Source organism: Bradyrhizobium sp. 40 (assembly GCF_023100925.1).
Lineage (GTDB): Bacteria > Pseudomonadota > Alphaproteobacteria > Rhizobiales > Xanthobacteraceae > Bradyrhizobium.
Window position 1 is genome coordinate 3,095,291 of sequence record NZ_CP064688.1, and the last position, 19,401, is coordinate 3,114,691.

Sequence of the window (19,401 nt, forward strand, 5' to 3'; positions counted from 1 at the left end):
AATGGACAAAATGAGAATCGACAAGGGTGACTGGCTGGTCGTGTGCGACGGGCGCAAGGCGCTCATTCTGGAAAACCTCGGCGACGAGATGTTTCCGAACCTCCACACCAGGGAGGTGCACGAGCAGCCCAATTCCTCGACCAGCGCGCAAGGGACCGACGCGCCGGGCAGGCTCCATGGCGCGGCCGGCACCGCGCGCAGCTCGGTGGAGCAGACTGATTGGCACGACGAGGCCGAGCGCGCCTTCCTGCGCAGCCTGGCCGGACGGCTCGATGCCGCCGTCAGCTCAGGCGAGACCTCGGCCTTGACCATGGTGGCCTCGCCGCGTGCGCTTGGGATGATCCGCGCCGACTATTCGGATGTGGTGCGCAAGGCACTCCAGGGCGAGGTCGGCAAGGACCTCGTCAAACTGCCGGTCTACGAAATCGAGAAGCAATTGCTGCTGTCGGGCGCCGCCAAATAGCGGCCCCCGCGACGCGCCTGCGCCCCTCAGTAGCAGGGGTGCCGGCGGCGGTCCTGGCCGACATAGGCGGCTGCGCTCTGGTAGCAATGGTTGGTCGACGGGCCGTCGTAAAAGGCGAACGTCCCGGGAGTCATGCCGGGCCCGTAATTGTGGAGATAGCTGATGGGGTAGGGCAGCGGGTTCGTGGTATAGCGGTGGTAGCGGTGATGTCCCCGTGCCTCTGCGAGGCCAGGGGCAAGGATTGCGGCCGACAGGGCAGCAATCGCGGCTACAAGCTTCAACTTGCTCATCTCGAATCTCCGGAACCCGCACGAATAGGTCAGCCGTTTATAGCCAGTTCGGGCGGCCGGAACACCCGTCTGCAGCCCGGAAATCGGGGCCAATCCCGCAGATTCCCGGGTGGGTGTGACAGAATTGCCGGTTCTGTGGTCCGGACTTGCCCATTTTTGGCCTTTTCGAGATGCTTAACGAATTCCCCACACAAGTATGACCAAAGAGAATTCGGTTAAATATCCTGTTGCCGGCCCGAGGATCATCTTGGGGGTCCTTCGAGGCCGGTCCATTCCTGAAGGCTTTCGCCGTCACCTCGCCATGCGCATCACGCTTCTGAGCCTGCTGTTGCTCTCGGTCGTCGCCGCCACGCCGGCGCGGGCCGAGCTGCACATTACCCGCGACCACGGCGGCTATGTCGAGGAGTACAAGGCCAAGTACAAGCGCGTCCGCGAGAAGGGTGAGCGCGTCATTATCGACGGCATCTGCAATTCGGCCTGCACCTTGGTGCTCGGCATCGTGCCGATGAACAAGATCTGCGTGACGCCGCGCGCCAGCCTCGGCTTCCACCAAGCCTACTACGACAAGGCCTTCACCTTCGGCATCAAGGTCACCAGCGCGGAGGGGACGTCCGACCTGATGGCCTATTACCCCGACACGGTGAAGGACTGGATCCGCCGCAATGGCGGGCTCACCACCGACATGAAAAAGATCAAGAACGGCGTCGAGCTCTGGAAGATCATCGATCCCTGTCCGGACGAATGGTGAGCGGCTGAGCCGTCCGGTCCGTCGCAGCGCAGCATCGTCCGGACGAAATTGGCCGAAATTCGCATTGCCGCATTGGCCCCCGGTGGGGCAATGAGGCGGCAATGAATCATAATCAAGAAGCCCTGACCGCCCGCGCCGCGCCGATCCTGTTCGTCCTGCTCTGGAGCACGGGCTTCATCGGCACCAAATACGTCGTCAACAATGCCGATCCCCTGACCTATCTCGCCATCCGCATGGCGTTCGTGGTCGGTCTGATGGCGATCATCGTCGCGATTGCGCGACCGAAATGGCCGGACCGTATCGGTATCGCGCACAGCGCCGTCGCGGGCATTCTCGTCCATGGCTTCTATCTCGGCGGCACCGCAATCGCGATCGCGCATTCGATTCCGGCAGGGCTCTCCGCGCTCATTCCGGGCCTTCAGCCGATCCTGACCTCGACCATCGCCAACCGCTGGCTCGGGGAGAAGGTGACGCCGGTGCAATGGGCGGGGCTCGTCCTTGGCCTCGGCGGCGTCGTGCTGATCCTGCACGGCCGTCCCATGACCGGCGAAGCCGGGCTCGGCTGGCTCGCCTCCGTCGTCTCGCTGATCAGCATCACGCTCGGCACGCTCTATCAGCGCCGCTATTGCAACCACATCGACTGGCGCGCCGGCAATCTCGTGCAGTACGTCTCCGTCACGATCTTCTTCGCGATCGGCGCCTTCCTGTTCGAGGACCGCGTGGTGCACTGGACGCGCGAATTCATGCTGGCGCTGGCCTGGCTCGCCGTGGCGCTCTCGATCGGGTCGATCGGGCTGCTGTACTGGCTGATCCGCCATGCCGCCGCCACTTCTGTTGCAAGCCTGTTCTATCTGGTGCCCGCCGTGACGGCGCTGATGGCTTATCTGCTGTTTGGAGAAAAGCTCGATGCGCTGGCGATCGCCGGCATGGTGATGTGCGCGGCTGCGGTGTTTGTGGTCAACCGACGCTTCTAGGACCGGCGGGCCGGGCCGCCGGAATACATCCCTGACGTGCGCGGCAAGATCGTGCTAGGGTCGGCGCATTTCAGTGGCCCTTTTACAGGTGATTTCCATGAAGAAGGCGAGACGCGCGTTGCTTGGCAGGTCCCTGAAGCCGGTCCGGATTGCCTGCATCAACTACGCGGAGCCGACGATCAGCGGCCGCAAGATGGCCAGGCTCACAGCGGCGCTCCAGAAATGCTACGACAAGCACTTCCTGCCGGTGTGGGGCTATCCGGTCGACCTCTATGTCAGCGAAAAGCCGAAGCCGGGCGAGTGGCAGCTGGTCTATTTTGACGAGGCCTCCCACAAGAACATGCTCGGCCGCCATGAGCTGACGCATCGCCGCCAGCCGATCTCAAAGATCTTCGTCAAGGCGCTGGGCGATGAGCCGGTCAGCGTGGCGGCCTCGCACGAGCTGTTCGAGATGGTGCTCGATCCCATGGCCAATCTCTGGGCCGACAAAAACCCGAACACCCAATATGCCTATGAGGTCTGTGACGCCGTGGAAGAGGACACCTTCTTCGTCGCCGGCTTCGAGATGTCGAACTTCGTCCATCCGTCCTGGTTCGAACCGTTCAAGCATCCCCGGGGCACCAAGTTCGACCACAAGGGAACGCTGAAAGAGCCGTTCTCGATGACCGAGGGTGGCTACGTCATCAAGAAGGTCAACGGCAGGAAGGTGATCAAGGCGTTCGGCTCGCCCGAGAAGCGTCGGCGCTTCAACGCCGAGGACCGGCGCGGTCATCGCAGCGAATTCCGCGATCCGCAAGGCGAGCATCACCCGGGCCGGCGTGCAGCCAAGCGGCGAGGGTAGGGCATCGCTGGAGCCGTCTCCGGGCGCGTCCGCCCCCGGAGACCTCGGCGTTGCGATCAGCGCTTGGCCTTCTTGGCCTTCTTTTTCGACTTGGCAGCTTTCTTGGTGGCCTTCTTTGCGGTCTTCTTGGCCGCCTTCTTGGCCGCCTTCTTCGACGACTTCTTTGCAGCGTTCTTCGAAGCCTTCTTGGTGGCCTTCTTCGAAGTTTTCTTCGCAGCCTTCTTGGCTTTCTTCTTGGAAGCCTTCTTCGGCGCTACTTTCTTCGCAGCCTTCTTGGCGGCCTTCCTGACCTTCTTCACCGCAGTGACAGCTGCGTCCTTGGTCGCTTCCACGGCGGCGGTGATCGTGTCCATCGCCTGTTCGGTGATCGGCTTGTCGTCGTCCATAGTGTCCCCCACGGTTTGCATGGAGCGATGACGATAGCGCGTTTCATAATTGTGTCAAAGCAACGCTCAACCTTTGCGGATCTTGGCGTAGGCGGCGAGCGCGCGCTCTCGTCCCTTGGCATGATCGACGATCGGCTGCGGATAGGTCTTGCCGAGCGTGACGCCGGCGCTCGTAAGCTCGATCGGCGTGGCCTCCCAGGGCTTGTGGATCAACTTGGCCGGCACGTCCTTTAGCTCGGGCACCCAGCGCCGGACATAGGCTCCATCCGGGTCGAATTTCTCGCCCTGGAGCACCGGATTGAACACGCGGAAATAGGGCGCCGCGTCGGCGCCGCAGCCGGCGACCCACTGCCAGTTGGCGGGATTGCTGCCGGCATCCGCATCGACCAGCGTGTCCCAGAACCAGCTTTCGCCGTCGCGCCAGTCGATCAGGAGGTGCTTGACCAGAAATGAGGCGACCACCATTCGCACCCGGTTGTGCATCACGCCGGTGTGCCAGAGCTCGCGCAGGCCGGCGTCAACGATGGGATAGCCGGTGCGTCCGCGCTGCCAGGCGGCGAGCGCCTTGGCGTCGGGCTTCCATGGGAAGCCGTCGAAATTCGCTTGCAGGTTTTTGGTGGCAAGGTTGGGGTGGTCGTGGAGCAGGTGCTGGCAGAACTCACGCCAGCCAAGCTCGCTCAGGAACTTGTCGACACCGGGTCCGATCGCAGGGTTCTCCGCCGCGGCGAACCGCGCGGCGTGCCAGACCTGGCGCGGGCTGAGCTCGCCGAACCTCAAATGCGGTGACAGATGTGAGGTGCCCTCGCGGTCCGGGCGGTCGCGATCGCCGACATAGCCTTGTGCAGTGTGCTTGAGGAAATTGCGCAGGCGGGCGCGGGCGGAGGCTTCGCCGGGGGTCCATGTCTCGTGCAGGCCGCCGGCCCAATCGGGCTTGCGCGGCTCGAGCTTCCAGGTCTCCAGCGCCTCGCTGGCGACTGTGGGCGCAGGACGCAGCTCCTTCGGTGCCGGCAATGGCTTCGGCGGATCGCCGAGCGCCAGCACGCGCCGCCAGAATGGCGTGAACACGCGCAGGCCGCAGCCTTCCTTGTTGCGGATCGCCGCGGGCGGAACGAGCAAGTCGCCCGGGAAACTTTGCGAGTCCACGCCGATCTTTGCCAGTGCTGCTTCGAGCTGCCGCTCGATCGCCTGATGTGGCGCCTGTGCGATCCCGTTCCAGTAGACCGAACGCGCTCCGCTCTCACGCGTCACCTCCGCGATCACCCTGGCCGCCCGCCCCTTACGCAGGATCAGCGATCCGCCGCGGCTGGCAATGTCGGCGCCGAGCGCCCGCAGCGACTGCGCCAGCCACCAGCGCGCCCCGGCGCCCGGCGCTCGCCCGGCCGCGTCGTCCAGCACATAGAGGCAGATCACCGGCGCCCTGGTCGTCGCAGCGGCCTTGGCGGCAGCGTGGAGGGCCGGGTGGTCGGACAGGCGGAGGTCGTCGCGAAACCAGACGATGATGGGCGGAGCACTTGGCGTGGTCCTTGGCGTAGTTCTGGGCGTGGTCAGGGTGGCCTCGTTAACGATTTGGAAAGCATGTCGCGGGGCGGCGATTGGAACCGCCGTTAATGTGACCGTAAGCCGATTGCACGAATATGCAGGAATTACGGAGGTAATTTCATTCATGTACGGACGAGCAACGGCGAAGTTTCTGCCGCAATTCAAGCTTGGCACCAAGGCGCTCCTGTGCGCCGTGCTGCTGATCGCTATGAATACGGCGCTCGTGGTCGGCGCCGGCTATTGGTCGCTCAGCTCCGCTTTCAACGATCGCGCGCTCCGCGACATCGAGGTGAGTTTGCGCACGCTGGCGCTGGCCTTTGCCGAAATCGTTCCCGATGCGAAGATCACGATGCGGGATGGCGCGGTCGCGCGCGCCGAGATTCCCAAGATGCCGGACTTCAAGGATCACGCCATCGTCGATCGCGCGGTGTCCTATGTCGGCGGCAACGCGACCCTGTTCGTGTTCGACGATGCGAGCGGGCAGTTCGTGCGGCGCTCGACCAACGTGAAGAAGGAAAATGGCGACCGTGCCGTCGGGACCCAGCTTGCCGCCGATCACCCGGCGCAGGCGCTGCTGCGTCGTGGCGAGGCCTACAAGGGCCCGGCCACCCTGTTCGGCAAGTCCTTCATGACCGCCTATTTCCCGGTCGCCGACGCCAGCGGCAAGGTCGCCGGCATCCTCTATGTCGGCATCCCGATGGCCCAGTTCGAGAGCATGCTGGCCCAGACGATCGAAAGCATGGCGGCTGCCGCCGGCCTCGCCGCGTTGCTGGTGCTGGTCCTGACCTTGCTGGTCGTCCGCCGTGTCACCAAGCCGCTCACCTCGGTCACGCGCTCGCTGACCGCGCTCGCCGAAGGCCAGAGCGACGTCGAGATCGATTGCGAAAATCGCGCCGACGAGATCGGCGAGATCGCCCGCACGGTCGCGGTGTTCAGGAGCAATTCGCAGGAGCGGGCGCGGATGCGCAGCGAGCAGGCGGCGGCTTCGGCCGCAGCCGCCGAGCAGCGCAAATCCGAGCTGCGCAATTTCGTCGAGGAGTTCCGTGGCGGGGTCGGCGGCATTCTCGACAAGGTGCTGACATCGTCAGGGGAATTCGAGCGGACGGCGCGGCAGCTCACCGACACCGCGCGCTCCACCGCCGATCTGTCGGCGCGCTCGGCCGGAGCTTCCGAAAATGCCTCCGAGCACGTGCGTTCGGCGGCGTCGGCCTCGGACGAACTGTCTCAATCGATCTCCGAAATCACCCGGCGGGTGCAGGAATCGAACGTCATTTCCGCTGAGGCCGTGCGGCAGGCCGAGGCGACCGATCAGCGCATCGCGCAGCTCTCCGAGGCAGGCGCGCGCATCGGCGATGTCGTCAAGTTGATCACCTCGATCGCCGAGCAGACCAATCTGCTGGCGCTGAACGCGACCATCGAGGCCGCGCGCGCGGGCGATGCCGGCCGCGGTTTTGCGGTGGTAGCCCAGGAGGTCAAGACGCTCGCCGGCCAGACCGCGAAGGCGACCGACGAGATCTCGAACCAGATCGCCAGCATGCAGCTTGCGACCGAGGAATCGGTTGTCGCCATCAAGGCGATCAGCCAGACCATCGAGCGTATCAGCGGCATCGCGGGCTCGATCTCGGCGGCGGTCGAGCAGCAGAAAAGCGCGACCCAGAACATCGTCGCCAGCGTTCGCGCGGCGGTATCGGGCACGGCCGATGTCGCCGTCAACGTCCGTCAGGCCGCCGAGGGTGCGAACGAGACCGGTGAGACGTCCAGCCGGATGTTTGCCTCCGCCCAGGCGTTGTCGGGCGAGAGCCTGCATCTGAAGGCCGAGGTCGAGGGCTTCCTCGAACGCGTGCGCGCGGCGTAAGAGCTGACATCGTCATCCCGGGTGATGCTGACGCATCGCCCCCGGAATGACAGTTGGGTTATTTCGGCTGCGGCACGATCCGGATGTAGGGCTTCGGCTCCTTCCAGCCCTGCGGGTAGATCGTCTTGGCCTCGTCATTGGAGACCGAGCCCGCGATGATGACGTCGTCACCCTGCGACCAGTCGGCCGGGGTCGCGACGCGGTGCTTGGCGGTGAGCTGGAGCGAGTCGATGACGCGGAGGATCTCCTGGAAGTTCCGGCCCGTCGTCATCGGATAGACCAGCACCAGCTTGATCTTCTTGTCCGGCCCGATGATGAAGACGTTGCGGACGGTCTGGTTGTCAGCGGCGGTGCGGGTGAGGGGATCGCCCGAGATCGCGGCCGGCAGCATGCCGTACAGCTTGGAGACGTTGTAATCGGTGTCGCCGATCATCGGATAGTTCGGGGCCGCGCCTTGCGTCTCCTTGATGTCCTCCGACCATTTGGCGTGGCGATCGACCGGATCGACCGAGAGGCCCATCAGCTTGACGCCGCGCTTGTCGAATTCCGGCTTGAGCCTGGCGAGCGCGCCGAGCTCGGTCGTGCAAACCGGCGTGAAGTCCTTCGGGTGCGAGAACAGCAGCGCCCAGCTATTGCCGATCCAGTCGTGGAACTTGATCTTCCCTTCGGTGGTCTCGGCTTCGAAATCGGGGGCGGTGGCGCCGATCGGAAGTGTCATGGTTCTACCTCATGCTATTGAATTTACTTGAGAATTCATCTTTGACCGTCATGACCATTATAAGGTCTTCGCGATCCCAAGTGAACGCTAACTGAACCGCTTCAAGTAAAATGTGAATTCCTTCTTTGAAGGCCTGATTTCCTAGCACCTTTTTGTTACAGCGGCGCCTGCGGCGAAACATCTCCACCGGGGCTATACGGGCGTGATTGCCCCGAGAAAGCCTTTTATGACTTCCATCACGCTCGCCCGTCGCTTCCCAGAACCAAAATGGTCCTGACAGCGACCAATTGGCAACTATCTCGAAAAGTCGCGATCCCCGTACCGAATCATTAACCACCCCTTTACGCCGGCATGAAAATGCTGGCCGATCAGAAGAAATCTGGAAGTGAACTATGTCTGCCGCTGCGCATAAGTCTGTTGAGTCGCCGTCCCTCGAACCGTCCTGCCGCGATACCTCGGCCCATGCACTGACCATCGTGCGCGACGGCGTGATCACGGGCGAAGGCCCGACCACCAAGGGAAGGGTGCACTTCTCCCGCTCGCTCGATGCCGATGACACCGCCTGGTGCGTCCGCATTCTCACCGCCTCGGCCGTCAACGACCAGCCGGTCAGCCGTGCTGAAGCCGAAGCGCTGTTCGAGATCAACGAAGCTGCGACCGAGCGCACCGATGGTGGCCGGTTCGACGATTTGCTGGCCAAGGCGGTCGCCCATTATGCGGCGAGCGCCTCCGGCCTGAAGGTGCCGCCGCGTAGCGTCGCGCTGTCGGCCGAGTCCGATATCGAGGGGTGGGCGCCGTCCTATGCCTCCAAGGTCAACAGCGAAATGCTTGAGTGGATCGCCGGCCAGATGCGCGGCAAGCGCCAGAACAACCGTCGCCTGATGGCGATGGTGGCGACCTTCCTGGGCGCCACCGCGCTGCCTCTGGCGGGCCAATTGCCGAACGTGTTCGACATCGGCATGTAAAATTCTGCGCCTCTCACGAGGACGCATTTGAACGGCGGGGTTATTTCCCCGCCGTTTTTTGTTTGCCGGTGTCCAACTCGAGGCCGAGCGTGCGGCCCGGGAAACCGGCAGTGTCGAAATAGCGCTGGCTGCCGACGCGCTGGAAGTTCAGCACGGTCTGAAGGCCGTTCTCTGACTTCTTCGACTTCTCGACCCCCTTGTACGCCTTCGGCACGATGCCGTTGGGCATGGCCTCCGACATCACGCGGCCGACGAGGCCGCCGTTCTGCGATGCGCGCAGGCCGAGGAGCTGGGCGGCCGTCATGCCGACGTCGGCATTGCTGACCGGGATCTCGCTGACATAGCCCGTTTTGAAGTCCGGACCGATCGCGGCCATGAAGTTCATGGTGTCGCCGCGGCTGAAGCTGCCATGCATGCCCTGGCCCTGGCGCAGCACGGTGTCGGCGACGTGCACCGAGCAGTTGGTCGGCGCCTCGCCGCAATCGCTGGCATAGGAGCGGAAGTTGACGACGATCGCCGGCGTCGGCGTCGCCGCCTTGCCGCGTAGGTTGACGCTCGACAGCGGCAGCGTGCCGGGGAAGCGGCCGAGCGAGTCGTCGACGAACAGGCCGGAGACGTAATCCTGCTCGAGCAGCACCTTGACGGTCTTGGCCGCCAGCTTCTTGTCCTTGTTCGGCAAATAGATCAGGTCGGAGCCGCCATTGGTGGCGACGATGAGATCGGGCTTTTCCGGATCCTTGCCGAGCACGCCGTTGCCGGCCTTGGGGTGCTTGTTGCCCTCGACCTTGGCGTTCTTGTCGTTGGGATCGAACAGCGGCAGGTCGAGCGCCTTGGCAAGGTCGAGCGCCAGAAAGCCCATCGGCAAAAAGTCCTTCGGCGTGTCGTCATAGCTGACCTTGGCCGAGGGGCTGGTCTTGCTTTCCTTGGAGATGGTCGAGAAGCCGTGGTCGGCTTGGACCATGATGTTGGTGTTTGCGGCAAGGCCGAGCTCGTCCAGCGCCTTGCGGAGCTGGGCGAGATTGTTGTCGGCATTCTTGATGCCGGCCATCGAGGTCGGCCCGTTGATGCCGGGCATGATCTGGTTGAGGCTGTCGCCGGTGTTGTGCTGACTGCCGTCGGGGTCGCGCGACCAGAACACCAGCACGAACGGCTTGTTGCGTGCCTTGAACATCGGCAGCACGACCTTGGCCGCGGCGTCGGCGAAATAGGCCTGCTGCGCGACGTTGGCCGCCGTGGTGCCGGGCGTCTTGGCATCGCCCGCCTTGGAGTTGTCGCCGCGCGGCGGCGTGGCGAGGGGCAGGCCGGCCTTGGTGAGAGCGGCCTTGATCTCGTCCGATAGCGCCACGCCGTTCTTGCCGCCTGTGGCGTCGTCGAACACGACCGAATGCAGGCCGGCCTTTTCGGGCTTGTCGGTGTGGTCGAACTGATAGGTCGGACCATGCTTGCCGAGCGCGGCGGTGCTGTAGCCCTTGTCGCGGGCCAACTTCAGGATCGTGTCCTCGTTGAGGTAGTCGCCCTTGAAGTGCTCGTCGATGTCGCCGAGCACGGCGTCGTTCTCGATGAACGGGACGACGGTGTCGCCTGCGGGCACCGAGGTATAGTTGGTCCAGATCGTGTTGGAGAACACGCCGGTGTCGCCGAGATAATGGCCGGTCGACATCGCCGAGCCGTTGGCCATGGTGAAGGTCGGGAATAGCGAGTGCGAATTCTTGAAATTGACGCCCTTGTCGCGGATTTCGGCCATTGCCGGGGCGGTCTCGGGTGTTACCTTCAGCGCCCGCAGACCGTCCGGAATGAACAGGATCAGGTTGCGGGGCGTGTTGTTCTCTGCGGAGGCAGGTCCGGTCGAAAGTCCGGCGGACAACACTGTCAGTCCGGCTGACAGCAACACCAATGAACGGCGCATCAAAATCTCTCCCTGCGAGGCGGCTTGGCCGCCAACCGCGGCCCCCGGCTTCGTTTAGTTTCGCTGCATGACGGTTTTGTTACAAGAGCGGAGCGGCATGTAAAGAAAGGGCAGGGGCGGTCCGCGTGTCCCGGACGCGCTGCAGCGCACGGCCAAGAGGCGTTGCGCAGCGTCCGGGGCACGAGACAGGAATTTTGGTGGGCAACTGCTTCAGCATCATCATTGCGAGCGCAGCGATGCAATCCAGAGTCTTTCCGCGGCGACAGCCTGGATTGCTTCGCTGCGCTCGCAATGACGGCGTCTTTGGGTGGCAGCGTCACGTTTCCATTCGCATTCCGGATCGCAGACACACCTTCGCCGTCTCGCGGCTTGTTTTGCCCGAGCTTTGCTTCATCGCCTCCCCCTCAAATGAAAGAGGGCGCAGGGAAGACCGGGTGCCGGCTGCACCCGCGGTCCACTGTGCGAGATTGTCGTGAACAAGATTGCACAGCGGCATACAGGTGAAGCCAAAACATCCGGCCTTCCCTGCGCAGTGGCTTTACGGCTTATGTCGCGCTCTCCCCGGGGAGCGATGCACTATTGCCCCCGTCGCCTTGCGGATGGCTGATGCGTGTGCCCGGTTGAGCCACCACATCACCGCAACGCTTGGCGCACAGACCCCGGGCGCCAGGACCACACGATTTTGCCGTACGCCGATCACACCGGTCGTGTGCGCGAGGCCTTCACTCACGGTTACCCGCCCTGCGAAGCCGTTCGCGCCGATGTGACTAACGTCCACCGCCGTCCGGCCCGCGTTCGTGACGATCGCGATACGCCCCTCTTCCTTGGGCCGGAGTGAGAAATGTCTAACAAAAATCCGAATTCTAATAAAGAGAAATATTTTGCCACCGTTCCGTTGACCCCGGACTTGGGTGTTTCGTCTGAAACGACGCAAGGAATTGTGGCCGGAGCGTTCAATCCGGCGCCGTCGGCACCGGCGTATTCTGCGCGACCGCCTTGGCCGGCGCTGCCGTCGCCGAATTGCGGCCGCCATTGGCCAGGTTGCGGCGAAGCGATGGCGGCGCCGCCTGCAGGGCGAAGATGATCGCGATCTGGGTCCGGTTCTGGAGGCGGTATTTGCGCATGATGTTGCCGATATGCGCCCGCACCGTGTTCTCCGAGATCTTGAGCTCGTACGCGATGTTCTTGTTCTGCATCCCGCGTGCGATCAGCATCATCAGGTCCCGCTCGCGCGGTGTCGGCGTGATCGAATGTTTCGGATCCGGACTCATGACTGCTCCTCCGTGGCCTTTGGTCGATGCGAACACCCCAGCATGTTCTCACTCCGTCTTGAGTGCCTCGATCGGGCTGAGCTTGGATGCCTTGTGGGCGGGATAAAAACCGAAGATCAGGCCGGTCGCGATCGAGAAGGCGAGGGCAAGGCCGATCGCCTGGCCGTCGATCGAGGTGATCCATCCCGCCATGCGAGCGACCGTCATCGAGAGCGTGACGCCGGCACCGACGCCGATCGCGCCGCCGAGCAGGCAGAGCACGAGGGCCTCGCAGAGAAACTGAAGACGGATGTCCCGCATCCGCCCGCCAAGCGCGCGGCGGATTCCGATCTCACGCGTGCGCTCGGTAACCGACACGATCATGACGTTCATGATGCTGATGCCGCCAACGAGCAGCGAGACCGAGGCGATGGCGACGAGCAGGAGCGCAACGGTGCGGATCGCTCCCTGCTGCGCTTCCATGGCGGCGGCCGGATCCTGGACCTTGAAGTCGTCCTCCTGGCCGGCGGGAATACGGTGGCGCTGCCGCAGCAGGTTTTCGATCTCCGTTCGCGCGCCCGCCATCTGTCCGTCGGCGGCCACCTTGGCGATGATGTAGGCGACCGAATCCCGGTTGATGTTGCTTGCGCTGCCGAGGAAGCGCAACTTGGCCGTGGTGAGCGGCACGAAGGCGACGTCGTCCTGCGCTGGTCCCTTGCGATCGAGAACACCGACCACTTCGAGCGGCACCTTCATGATCCTGATCTGGGCGCCGATCGGGTCCTCGCCGGGCGCGAACAGCTCATGCGCCACCGTGCTGCCGAGGATCACGACCTTGCCGGCGCCTGCCTCCTCGCTTCCGGAAAAATAGCGCCCGGTCGCAAGCTGCCAGTCGCGCACCATGAAGTGCCCGGTCGTCGTCCCGTTGATGGTCGTGTTCCAGTTCTTGCTCTCGTGAATGATTTGGGCCGTTCCTGCAATCGAGCCGGCCGCAGCCTGGATCTCGGGGATCTGCTCGAGGATCGCCTGCACGTCACTCTCGGTCATGGTGAGCTTGCTGCCATCCTTGAGACGTACGCCGCCCTGGTAGACCGCGCCGGGGTTGATCATCAGCACGTTGGCGCCGATCGAGCGGATCTGCTCCTGGAGCCGAAGCTGCGCGCCGGACCCGATCGCAAACACGGTCACGATGGAGGCGACGCCGATCACGATGCCCAGCATGGTGAGGATGCTGCGCAACGGATTGAGGCGCAAGGCGTGCAACGCGATCTGGAAGCCCTGGAGCATCGTCATGGCACAGCGCTCCGTTTCGGCAGGATCGGGACCAGCGTTTCGTCAGCGACGAGCTCGCCGTCATGCAGGCGGATCGTGCGCCGGCACTGGGTCGCGATGCCGGGATCATGCGTGATCATCACGATGGTCTGACCGGTGCGGTTGAGCGCGGCGAACAGGGCCAGTATCTCGGCGCCGGTACGGCTGTCGAGCGCGCCGGTCGGCTCGTCGGCGAGCACGATCAGCGGAGAGGCGATCAGGGCGCGCGCGATCGCGACGCGCTGCTGCTCGCCGCCCGAGAGCTGCCGCGGGAAGTGGTGGGCCCGGTGCACCATGCCGACGGCCTCCAGGCTCTGCTCGGCGCGGGCCAGACGTTCCTTGCGGCCGATGCCGCAATAGACCAGCGGCAGCGCGACGTTCTCGATCGCATTGTGGCGCGCGAGCAGATTGTAGGACTGGAATACGAAGCCGATGCTGCGGGCGCGCAGGGACGACCGGTGGTCTTCCGAGAGATCGGCAACGTCGGTTCCCTCGAGATAGAGCGCGCCCTCGCTCGGCAGGTCGAGCAGCCCTAGCATGTTCATCAGCGTCGATTTTCCCGAGCCGGACGGTCCCATCACCGCGACGATCTCGCCTCGCTCGATGTCGAAGCTGACGTTGCGCACCGCAGCCACCGCCACTCCGTCGGCGCGATAGGTCCTGGAGACCGACTGCAGGCTGATGAGGGGCGGGTGGGCCGTCATGATCCGAACCTGATGCCGAGAAACTCCATGCCGGCCGGCCGGATGGCCTGACCCACGGCGACCTGACTGCCCTCGACGAGGTCTCCGCTCCTGAGCGCGACCTGTTCGGTGCCGGCCGCGCCGACGGTCACGGGAATACGCCGGAGTGAGCCGCTTGCGGTGCGTGCCCACACTCCGCTGCGCGCCGCGGCATCCGGCTGCGTGCCGGAGGGCTGGAAGCGCAAAGCGGCAAGCGGCACTTTCAGCACGTCGTCCTGCCGCTCGATCACGATCTTCACCAGGGCCGTCATGCCGGGCAGCAACGCGCCGTCGAGATTGGAGGTCGCCAGGACGACGGTGTAGGTCACGACGTGCTGCTGGTTCTGCGGTGCCTTGCGCACCTGCCGCACCACCGCCTCGAAGCGGCGGTCCGGGTAGGCATCCACCGTGAAATGGGCGCGCTGATCGGGGGCGATGCGCCCGATATCGGCTTCGTCGACCTGCGCGTGGATCTCCATGTCCTCCAGCCGGTGCGCGACCACGAACGTGGTGCGCGATTCCAGTCCGACCGCGAGCGTCTGGCCCTCGTTGACGAACCTGCCGACGACGACGCCATCGATCGGCGAGCGGATCACGGTGCGGTCGAGATCGGCCTGGGCCGCAGCGAGAACGGCCGCCTTCTCCGGCACGGCCATTCGTGCCTGCTGCAATTCCGCCTCGATCCGGCGGATATCGGCCTGCGCGCCGTCGACTGAGTAGGCGTTCAGGGACATGAGGACTTCGGCTTCGCGTTCTTGGGCAAGCCTCGCGGTGAACTCCGTCTGGGCGTCATCCACCGCCGTTATCGCCACAACGTTTTGTGACTGTAGAGCCAGCTTGCGCTGCAAGGTCTTCTGCGCCGACGCCTTGACCGCCTGCGCGCTGTCGAGCTTGGCCACGAGTACGTCTCTGCTGCCCCTGGCGTTTTGCAGATCGATCCTGGCGCGGTCGAGCTTGGCCCGCTCGATGTCGACAAAGGAGTTCGCCACCGCCACCGCCGCCCTAGCTTCGTCGACCTTGGCCGCAAAGCTGCGCGGATCGATCAGGGCGAGCGGCTGATCCTTGCTGACAGTGTCGTTGAAATCGACATAGACCCGGGCGAGCTGCCCGGATAACTGGGAACCCACCTCGATCGTCTTGACCGGCTGCAGGGCGCCGGTGACGGTGATGGTCTGCTCGATGCTGCCGCGCTGGATTGAGGCAAAGCGGAACACGGGGGCATCCGATCCGAAGCTCCGTGCTTCCGGCCCGACGGGTTTGAGCAGCCGTTGGGTCGATTCATAGGCGCGGGCCGCTTTCTCCGCCGCGGCCCCGGCCGCGTCGCCGATGACGGCCGGCCCCGCGGCGTAGACCGTGGCGAGGCCGCATGCAGTTCCGAGCAAGGCAATAACTGGCACAAATCGCATATCAAAAACCCCGCCTCTTGAAATGGCATCGTTGGCGGCACAGACAAAGGTCGCGCTATGGTTGTAAATCCAAGAAAACGCAGTCGATCGTCAGTGTGTCGCTGTTGCCGGGGCGACGGTCGGGCGCGCTTGATGATCCAGAAGTAAAGTCTGCGGGGTGCTATCTTTCGTGACTTGCCGGAAATGCATACGGAGCGTATCGATATGACGCGCGCGGTATCGAACTCGACAAGCTGACTGAACGTCCCGTCTGCTCTGGCCGAAGCGGCCAGCGCCCGGCGTTCAAGTCGGCACGTGGGTGGCGATGCCATGACGCAGTCGGCGATACCGAAGTTCCGACGCCAGATCGTCGCATTGTCGATATCGCGCATCGCCATGATGCCGCAGGTCGCCAGGGCGAATCCCCCCAATCACGAAACCCGATATGTGAACGCCTTCACTCGTCTTGAACGGGTGTTGGCCCTAAGACGTCGAAGCGGCGGACCGGAGCGACTCGCTCGATCCCCGCGAATTCATCCAAGCACCTTGATCTCGCTTGCAAGAAGAATGGATGGCTCGTTGCTTGTTCATCGAGCCCCAAGCCGGGGAGCCCGTTGCCATGAGTTCAGGTCAAGCCACAGTTTATGTCATTGACGACGAGATCCAGATTCGAACCGCGATCGGAAGTCTCTGCGAGGAGACCGGGCATCAGGTAAAATTGTTTGCATCGACCGACGAGTTTCTCGGGGAGATTATTTCCGGCGGGCCTTCATGCCTCGTGCTCGACGTCCGCTTTCCCGGCACCGCGCCGACCGGCCTCGAGCTTCAGCGCCGGCTCGCCGAGACGGGCGTGCTGATCCCGATCGTCTTCATCAGTGGCCATTCCGACGTCCGCGTCTCGGTCGAGGCGATGAAGCGCGGCGCAGTCGAGTTTCTTCCAAAACCCTTCCGCGAGCAGGAGATCCTCGACGCGATCAGGCACGGCATCGAGCGCGACCGCAGGCGGCTCGAACGCGAAGATAGCGTGCGCGAAGCGCGCCAGCGCGTCGAGACGCTGACGGCGAGGGAGCGCGAGATCATGCTGTTGATGGCGGAAGGTCTCGTCGCCAAGCAGATCGCCGCGAGACTCGGCGTGAGCGAAGTGACGGCCAAGGTCCATCGCACCAGGATGATGCGAAAGCTGGAGCTTCGTTCGCCGATCGAGGTGGTGCGGTTGGTCGACAGCATGGGACGCGAAGACGAGACGGCACGAATCGCCTCGGGCCAACCGTACAGCTAGTGCCGCGGGCACCAAGGCATCGCGCAACGTCTAGTCCGTACCGATTAGCATGAACTGCAGTCTGTCGCACGCAGCACGATCGGTTCAAAGTCTGTCCTGCGATGTCGGCCTCCTCCAAGACGGCATCCGAACCCAGTCAGAGATCTTAGCCAGAAAGGATATTCCATGCGCAAATTGTTTTTTGCTTCCGTTGCCGTGCTCGCCCTGTCCTCCGCCGCGCAGGCCGCCAACACCTCGACCACCGTGCAGGTGGGCGTCGTGAACGGTTCCAGCGTCTCGCAGCAGGGCCTCACCAACGACACCTCTTCGACCAGCCAGCTCGGCATCATCAACAGCGCGAGCACGATGCAGGGCACCAGCGCGGCCTCACTCAACAACGGCAGCACGGTCAACCAGGTCGGCGTGCAGAACTCGGCGACGACCGGCCAGGTGGCGTTCGGCAACAACGGCAGCGCGATCACCCAGAACTCGTTCGGGCCTGCCGCGCTCCAGAACAACGCCGCTGCCGTCGGACAGCTCAGCGTGTTCGGCGTCAACGGCAGCACCGTCTCGCAGACGGCGCACTAAGCCAGCCCCGTTTGGCCGGACGCGTCAACTGCGGCGCGTCCGCGCCATCCTTGAAAGCACCGCCTCGGGCCGGACGACTCGGTGAGAGCTTGTCCGCCGACTTTCGCGGAGGAAATGTCATGCATCAAAAATATCTCGTTGCCACGATCGTCGCGTTCAGCTTGCTGACCGCCGTCGATGCCCAGGCCGGCAACTCGGCCAGCGTGCTGCAATTCGGCACTACCAACAACTCCTTCATTTCGCAGAGTGGCGGCACCAACAACAGCGCCACCACGATGCAATTCGGCGCCACCAATGCTGCGACTACGTTGCAGACGGGTTCGCTCCTTACCGTCAACACTTCGGTGATCGGGCAGGGCGGCACCACCGCGACGGCGTCCAACACCGCGTTACTCGGCCAGGCCGGTGGCTTTAATTCGAGCCTGATCGGCCAGATCGGCGCGAACAACGCGGCGGCCGTCGGACAGCTCGGAATCCTGAACGGCTCGACAATTTTGCAGCAGACTCCTTGATCGCAAATCAATTTTCAGTCGCGAGGCATGTCATGAGGCATTTTTCAGGCGCCGCCTGTGGCGCATTTCTCACCTTGTGTTGCGTGGGCGCCGGATCGGCCGGTGCGCAGACCGCCGACATCAAGACCATCGTATCGCTCGGCGGCCCGCCGGTCGTGCTGAACCAGAACAGCCAGCTCAACATGGCCGGCGTGTTCATGATCGGCGGCAGCACCAGCGCGACCGTCACTCAAAACGGCACGAACAACGCGACCGGAATCCTGCAATTCGGCGGAACGACATCGGCATCGGTCGGGCAGGCGGGCGTGAACAATGTCGCGTTTGTCGGCCAGGCCGGCCAGTCCACCAGCAGTTTCCTGGCTCAGTTCGGTGCGTTCAACTCGGCGACTGTTGTCCAGAATAGCCATTGAGCCGGGCGCGACCTCGTCGTCAGAAATGTAATGGGGGCAAGCGATGAAATGCGCTAGGCTACTCCTGGCATTGGCGGCATTGTTCGCCGTCAGCGTCGCGTCCGAGGCATCCGCCGGATCCGTCCAGCGCGGCGTAACGAACCGGAACGTGAGCATCGAAACGGTCGTGCAGTTCGGCAACAATGTCCAGCCGGTCACGATCGAAGAGAACAGCCGCATCAATATCGCGCGTGTCATCCAGATCGGTGGCACGGGAACGGTCGATGCGACGATCATCCAGAACGGCACGCGAAATTATGTCGACGTGATCCAGGTGGGTGGCACGACCAATTTGGCGATCGGTCAGTCGGGCGTGAGCAACATTGCCGATATCACCCAGGTCGGCAATTCCACCAACGCCCTTCTGCTCCAGATCGGAGACATGAACACGGGAACGGTGCGACAATTCGGGCGCTTCAACTGGCTGTCGATATTTCAGTTCAGCCGGTGATCGTGAAGGCGAGGTGCAATATGAGGTTCATCGCACTTGCAGCAGGAATGAGCATCATGATGGCAATGGCAGCAGGGCCGGCCGGAGCCGGCGAGTCAGGTGACGGCCACACGACCGTAGTTCAGGACGAGAACGGCACGTCCGTCATCACCCAGAGCGGCGATCCGGCGCAGGCCGAGGTCAAGATCGAGAAGGAGCCCGGGCGCACCACGGTCTATCGCCGCAGCGGTGGCAACACCGCCATCGTGACGCAGGGCACCGGAAATGCGCAGGATATGCTGGACTGGCTGCGCAAGCAGCAAGGCCGCTGACGCACGAAGGCCCATCGTCCGTGATGGACGATGGGCCAGATCGTGAGCGGGCGTTACCAGCTGCGATAGACGCCGGTCAGTGTACCGTTGTTATTGCCCTCCGGGCCGACATCGCCCTGCGTCGAGCTCGGCGCCGGATGATTGGTGCCGTTGAGCGCGCCGTATGGTCCAGCGACATCCGGATAGTAGGCGCGGGGCTGAACCGGCTGGTAGGCCGGGGCGGTGCGGTCCCATCCCGCGCGCGATCCGTTCCAATCATAGCCCTGGGCCGAGGCGGCCGACGTGCCCGCGACGAGTGAAGCCGTAATCAGGCAGAGGAGTTTCGACTTGTTCTGCATTGGAGATGCTCCTTGCTTGTGTCGGGAGCCAACGACCGCAGTGCGGGAGCGTTCCGGGTGTCGTCGACCAAACCGATCAACTCCGATCAACTGGTTATGAAGTCCGTTTTCCGGAACACGTGCGACATCAGCCGGAATCCC

General features: G+C 63.7%; 22 protein-coding genes. 12 read left to right on the plus strand and 10 right to left on the minus strand.

All coding sequences use genetic code 11. The annotated features are described in order from the left end of the window. Position 1 precedes the first annotated feature (1 nt). On the plus strand, positions 2-463 hold the full coding sequence (locus IVB40_RS15010; RefSeq protein WP_247286984.1) for a host attachment protein: 462 nt from the start codon (positions 2-4) through the stop codon (positions 461-463). Between the two features lie 26 nt (positions 464-489). Here the strand turns inward: IVB40_RS15010 and IVB40_RS15015 are convergent, their stop codons facing one another. After that, positions 490-753, minus strand: coding sequence for a hypothetical protein (locus IVB40_RS15015; RefSeq protein WP_027567447.1), 264 nt, complete (start codon positions 751-753; stop codon positions 490-492). Positions 754-1,054: 301 nt separating this feature from the next. On the opposite strand from IVB40_RS15015, the gene IVB40_RS15020 reads away from it, so the two are divergent. The 3 genes from IVB40_RS15020 (at position 1,055) to IVB40_RS15030 (ending at position 3,316) form a co-directional block, all read left to right on the plus strand. Then, on the plus strand, positions 1,055-1,501 hold the full coding sequence (locus tag IVB40_RS15020) for a hypothetical protein (RefSeq protein ID WP_007603109.1): 447 nt from the start codon (positions 1,055-1,057) through the stop codon (positions 1,499-1,501). A 101-nt stretch (positions 1,502-1,602) separates the two neighbouring features. Beyond that, the gene (locus IVB40_RS15025; RefSeq protein WP_247361829.1) at positions 1,603-2,475 is read left to right on the plus strand and encodes a DMT family transporter; all 873 of its coding nucleotides are present in this window, start codon (positions 1,603-1,605) and stop codon (positions 2,473-2,475) included. A gap of 97 nt (positions 2,476-2,572) precedes the next feature. After that, entirely contained in the window at positions 2,573-3,316 is a 744-nt protein-coding gene (locus IVB40_RS15030) for a hypothetical protein (RefSeq protein WP_247462797.1), read from the plus strand. Positions 3,317-3,372: 56 nt separating this feature from the next. Here the strand turns inward: IVB40_RS15030 and IVB40_RS15035 are convergent, their stop codons facing one another. Both IVB40_RS15035 and IVB40_RS15040 read right to left on the minus strand, forming a co-directional pair. After that, positions 3,373-3,702, minus strand: a complete 330-nt coding sequence (locus IVB40_RS15035; RefSeq protein ID WP_247819200.1) for a histone — start codon at positions 3,700-3,702, stop codon at positions 3,373-3,375. Between the two features lie 66 nt (positions 3,703-3,768). Then, on the minus strand, positions 3,769-5,172 hold the full coding sequence (locus IVB40_RS15040; RefSeq protein WP_247819543.1) for a deoxyribodipyrimidine photo-lyase: 1,404 nt from the start codon (positions 5,170-5,172) through the stop codon (positions 3,769-3,771). 193 nt (positions 5,173-5,365) lie between these two features. Between IVB40_RS15040 and IVB40_RS15045 the strand changes: the two genes are divergently transcribed. Further along, complete coding sequence (locus tag IVB40_RS15045) at positions 5,366-7,096, plus strand: Cache 3/Cache 2 fusion domain-containing protein (protein ID WP_027567441.1); 1,731 nt, start codon at positions 5,366-5,368, stop codon at positions 7,094-7,096. 58 nt (positions 7,097-7,154) lie between these two features. On the opposite strand, the gene IVB40_RS15050 is transcribed toward IVB40_RS15045, so the two are convergent. After that, positions 7,155-7,814, minus strand: a complete 660-nt coding sequence (locus IVB40_RS15050; protein WP_247819201.1) for a peroxiredoxin — start codon at positions 7,812-7,814, stop codon at positions 7,155-7,157. A gap of 392 nt (positions 7,815-8,206) precedes the next feature. On the opposite strand from IVB40_RS15050, the gene IVB40_RS15055 reads away from it, so the two are divergent. Next, a complete protein-coding gene (locus tag IVB40_RS15055; RefSeq protein ID WP_247361822.1) occupies positions 8,207-8,779 on the plus strand; it encodes a hypothetical protein in 573 nt (190 codons plus the stop codon). A gap of 40 nt (positions 8,780-8,819) precedes the next feature. On the opposite strand, the gene IVB40_RS15060 is transcribed toward IVB40_RS15055, so the two are convergent. The 5 genes from IVB40_RS15060 to IVB40_RS15080 all read right to left on the minus strand — a co-directional run bounded on the left by IVB40_RS15060 (position 8,820) and on the right by IVB40_RS15080 (position 15,374). After that, positions 8,820-10,685, minus strand: a complete 1,866-nt coding sequence (locus IVB40_RS15060; RefSeq protein WP_247819202.1) for an alkaline phosphatase family protein — start codon at positions 10,683-10,685, stop codon at positions 8,820-8,822. 953 nt (positions 10,686-11,638) lie between these two features. Continuing rightward, positions 11,639-11,956, minus strand: a complete 318-nt coding sequence (locus IVB40_RS15065; protein ID WP_247462789.1) for a LuxR C-terminal-related transcriptional regulator — start codon at positions 11,954-11,956, stop codon at positions 11,639-11,641. 48 nt (positions 11,957-12,004) lie between these two features. Then, positions 12,005-13,228, minus strand: a complete 1,224-nt coding sequence (locus IVB40_RS15070; RefSeq protein WP_027518531.1) for an ABC transporter permease — start codon at positions 13,226-13,228, stop codon at positions 12,005-12,007. Further along, on the minus strand, positions 13,225-13,950 hold the full coding sequence (locus IVB40_RS15075) for an ABC transporter ATP-binding protein (protein ID WP_247819203.1): 726 nt from the start codon (positions 13,948-13,950) through the stop codon (positions 13,225-13,227). The genes IVB40_RS15070 and IVB40_RS15075 overlap by 4 nt, the downstream gene beginning before the upstream one ends. Next, positions 13,947-15,374: an efflux RND transporter periplasmic adaptor subunit gene (locus IVB40_RS15080; protein ID WP_027567435.1), complete on the minus strand. Its 1,428-nt coding sequence runs from the start codon at positions 15,372-15,374 to the stop codon at positions 13,947-13,949. Before IVB40_RS15080 ends, IVB40_RS15075 begins: the two co-directional genes overlap by 4 nt. 598 nt (positions 15,375-15,972) lie before the next feature. Here IVB40_RS15080 and IVB40_RS15085 point away from each other — a divergent pair. The 6 genes from IVB40_RS15085 to IVB40_RS15110 all read left to right on the plus strand — a co-directional run bounded on the left by IVB40_RS15085 (position 15,973) and on the right by IVB40_RS15110 (position 18,922). After that, complete coding sequence (locus IVB40_RS15085; RefSeq protein WP_247462787.1) at positions 15,973-16,632, plus strand: response regulator; 660 nt, start codon at positions 15,973-15,975, stop codon at positions 16,630-16,632. Positions 16,633-16,797: 165 nt separating this feature from the next. Further along, positions 16,798-17,199, plus strand: coding sequence for a hypothetical protein (locus IVB40_RS15090; RefSeq protein ID WP_027567433.1), 402 nt, complete (start codon positions 16,798-16,800; stop codon positions 17,197-17,199). Between the two features lie 119 nt (positions 17,200-17,318). Then, positions 17,319-17,711, plus strand: a complete 393-nt coding sequence (locus IVB40_RS15095; RefSeq protein WP_247462785.1) for a curlin — start codon at positions 17,319-17,321, stop codon at positions 17,709-17,711. Positions 17,712-17,743: 32 nt separating this feature from the next. Next, positions 17,744-18,121 (plus strand): curlin, encoded by a 378-nt coding sequence (locus tag IVB40_RS15100; protein ID WP_027567431.1) that lies wholly within the window; start codon positions 17,744-17,746, stop codon positions 18,119-18,121. 148 nt (positions 18,122-18,269) lie between these two features. Then, positions 18,270-18,611: a curlin gene (locus IVB40_RS15105; RefSeq protein ID WP_247361812.1), complete on the plus strand. Its 342-nt coding sequence runs from the start codon at positions 18,270-18,272 to the stop codon at positions 18,609-18,611. 20 nt (positions 18,612-18,631) lie between these two features. Further along, positions 18,632-18,922, plus strand: coding sequence for a hypothetical protein (locus tag IVB40_RS15110; protein ID WP_247462783.1), 291 nt, complete (start codon positions 18,632-18,634; stop codon positions 18,920-18,922). A 53-nt stretch (positions 18,923-18,975) separates the two neighbouring features. On the opposite strand, the gene IVB40_RS15115 is transcribed toward IVB40_RS15110, so the two are convergent. After that, a complete protein-coding gene (locus tag IVB40_RS15115; RefSeq protein ID WP_027567428.1) occupies positions 18,976-19,260 on the minus strand; it encodes a hypothetical protein in 285 nt (94 codons plus the stop codon). Between the last annotated feature and the right edge of the window lie 141 nt (positions 19,261-19,401).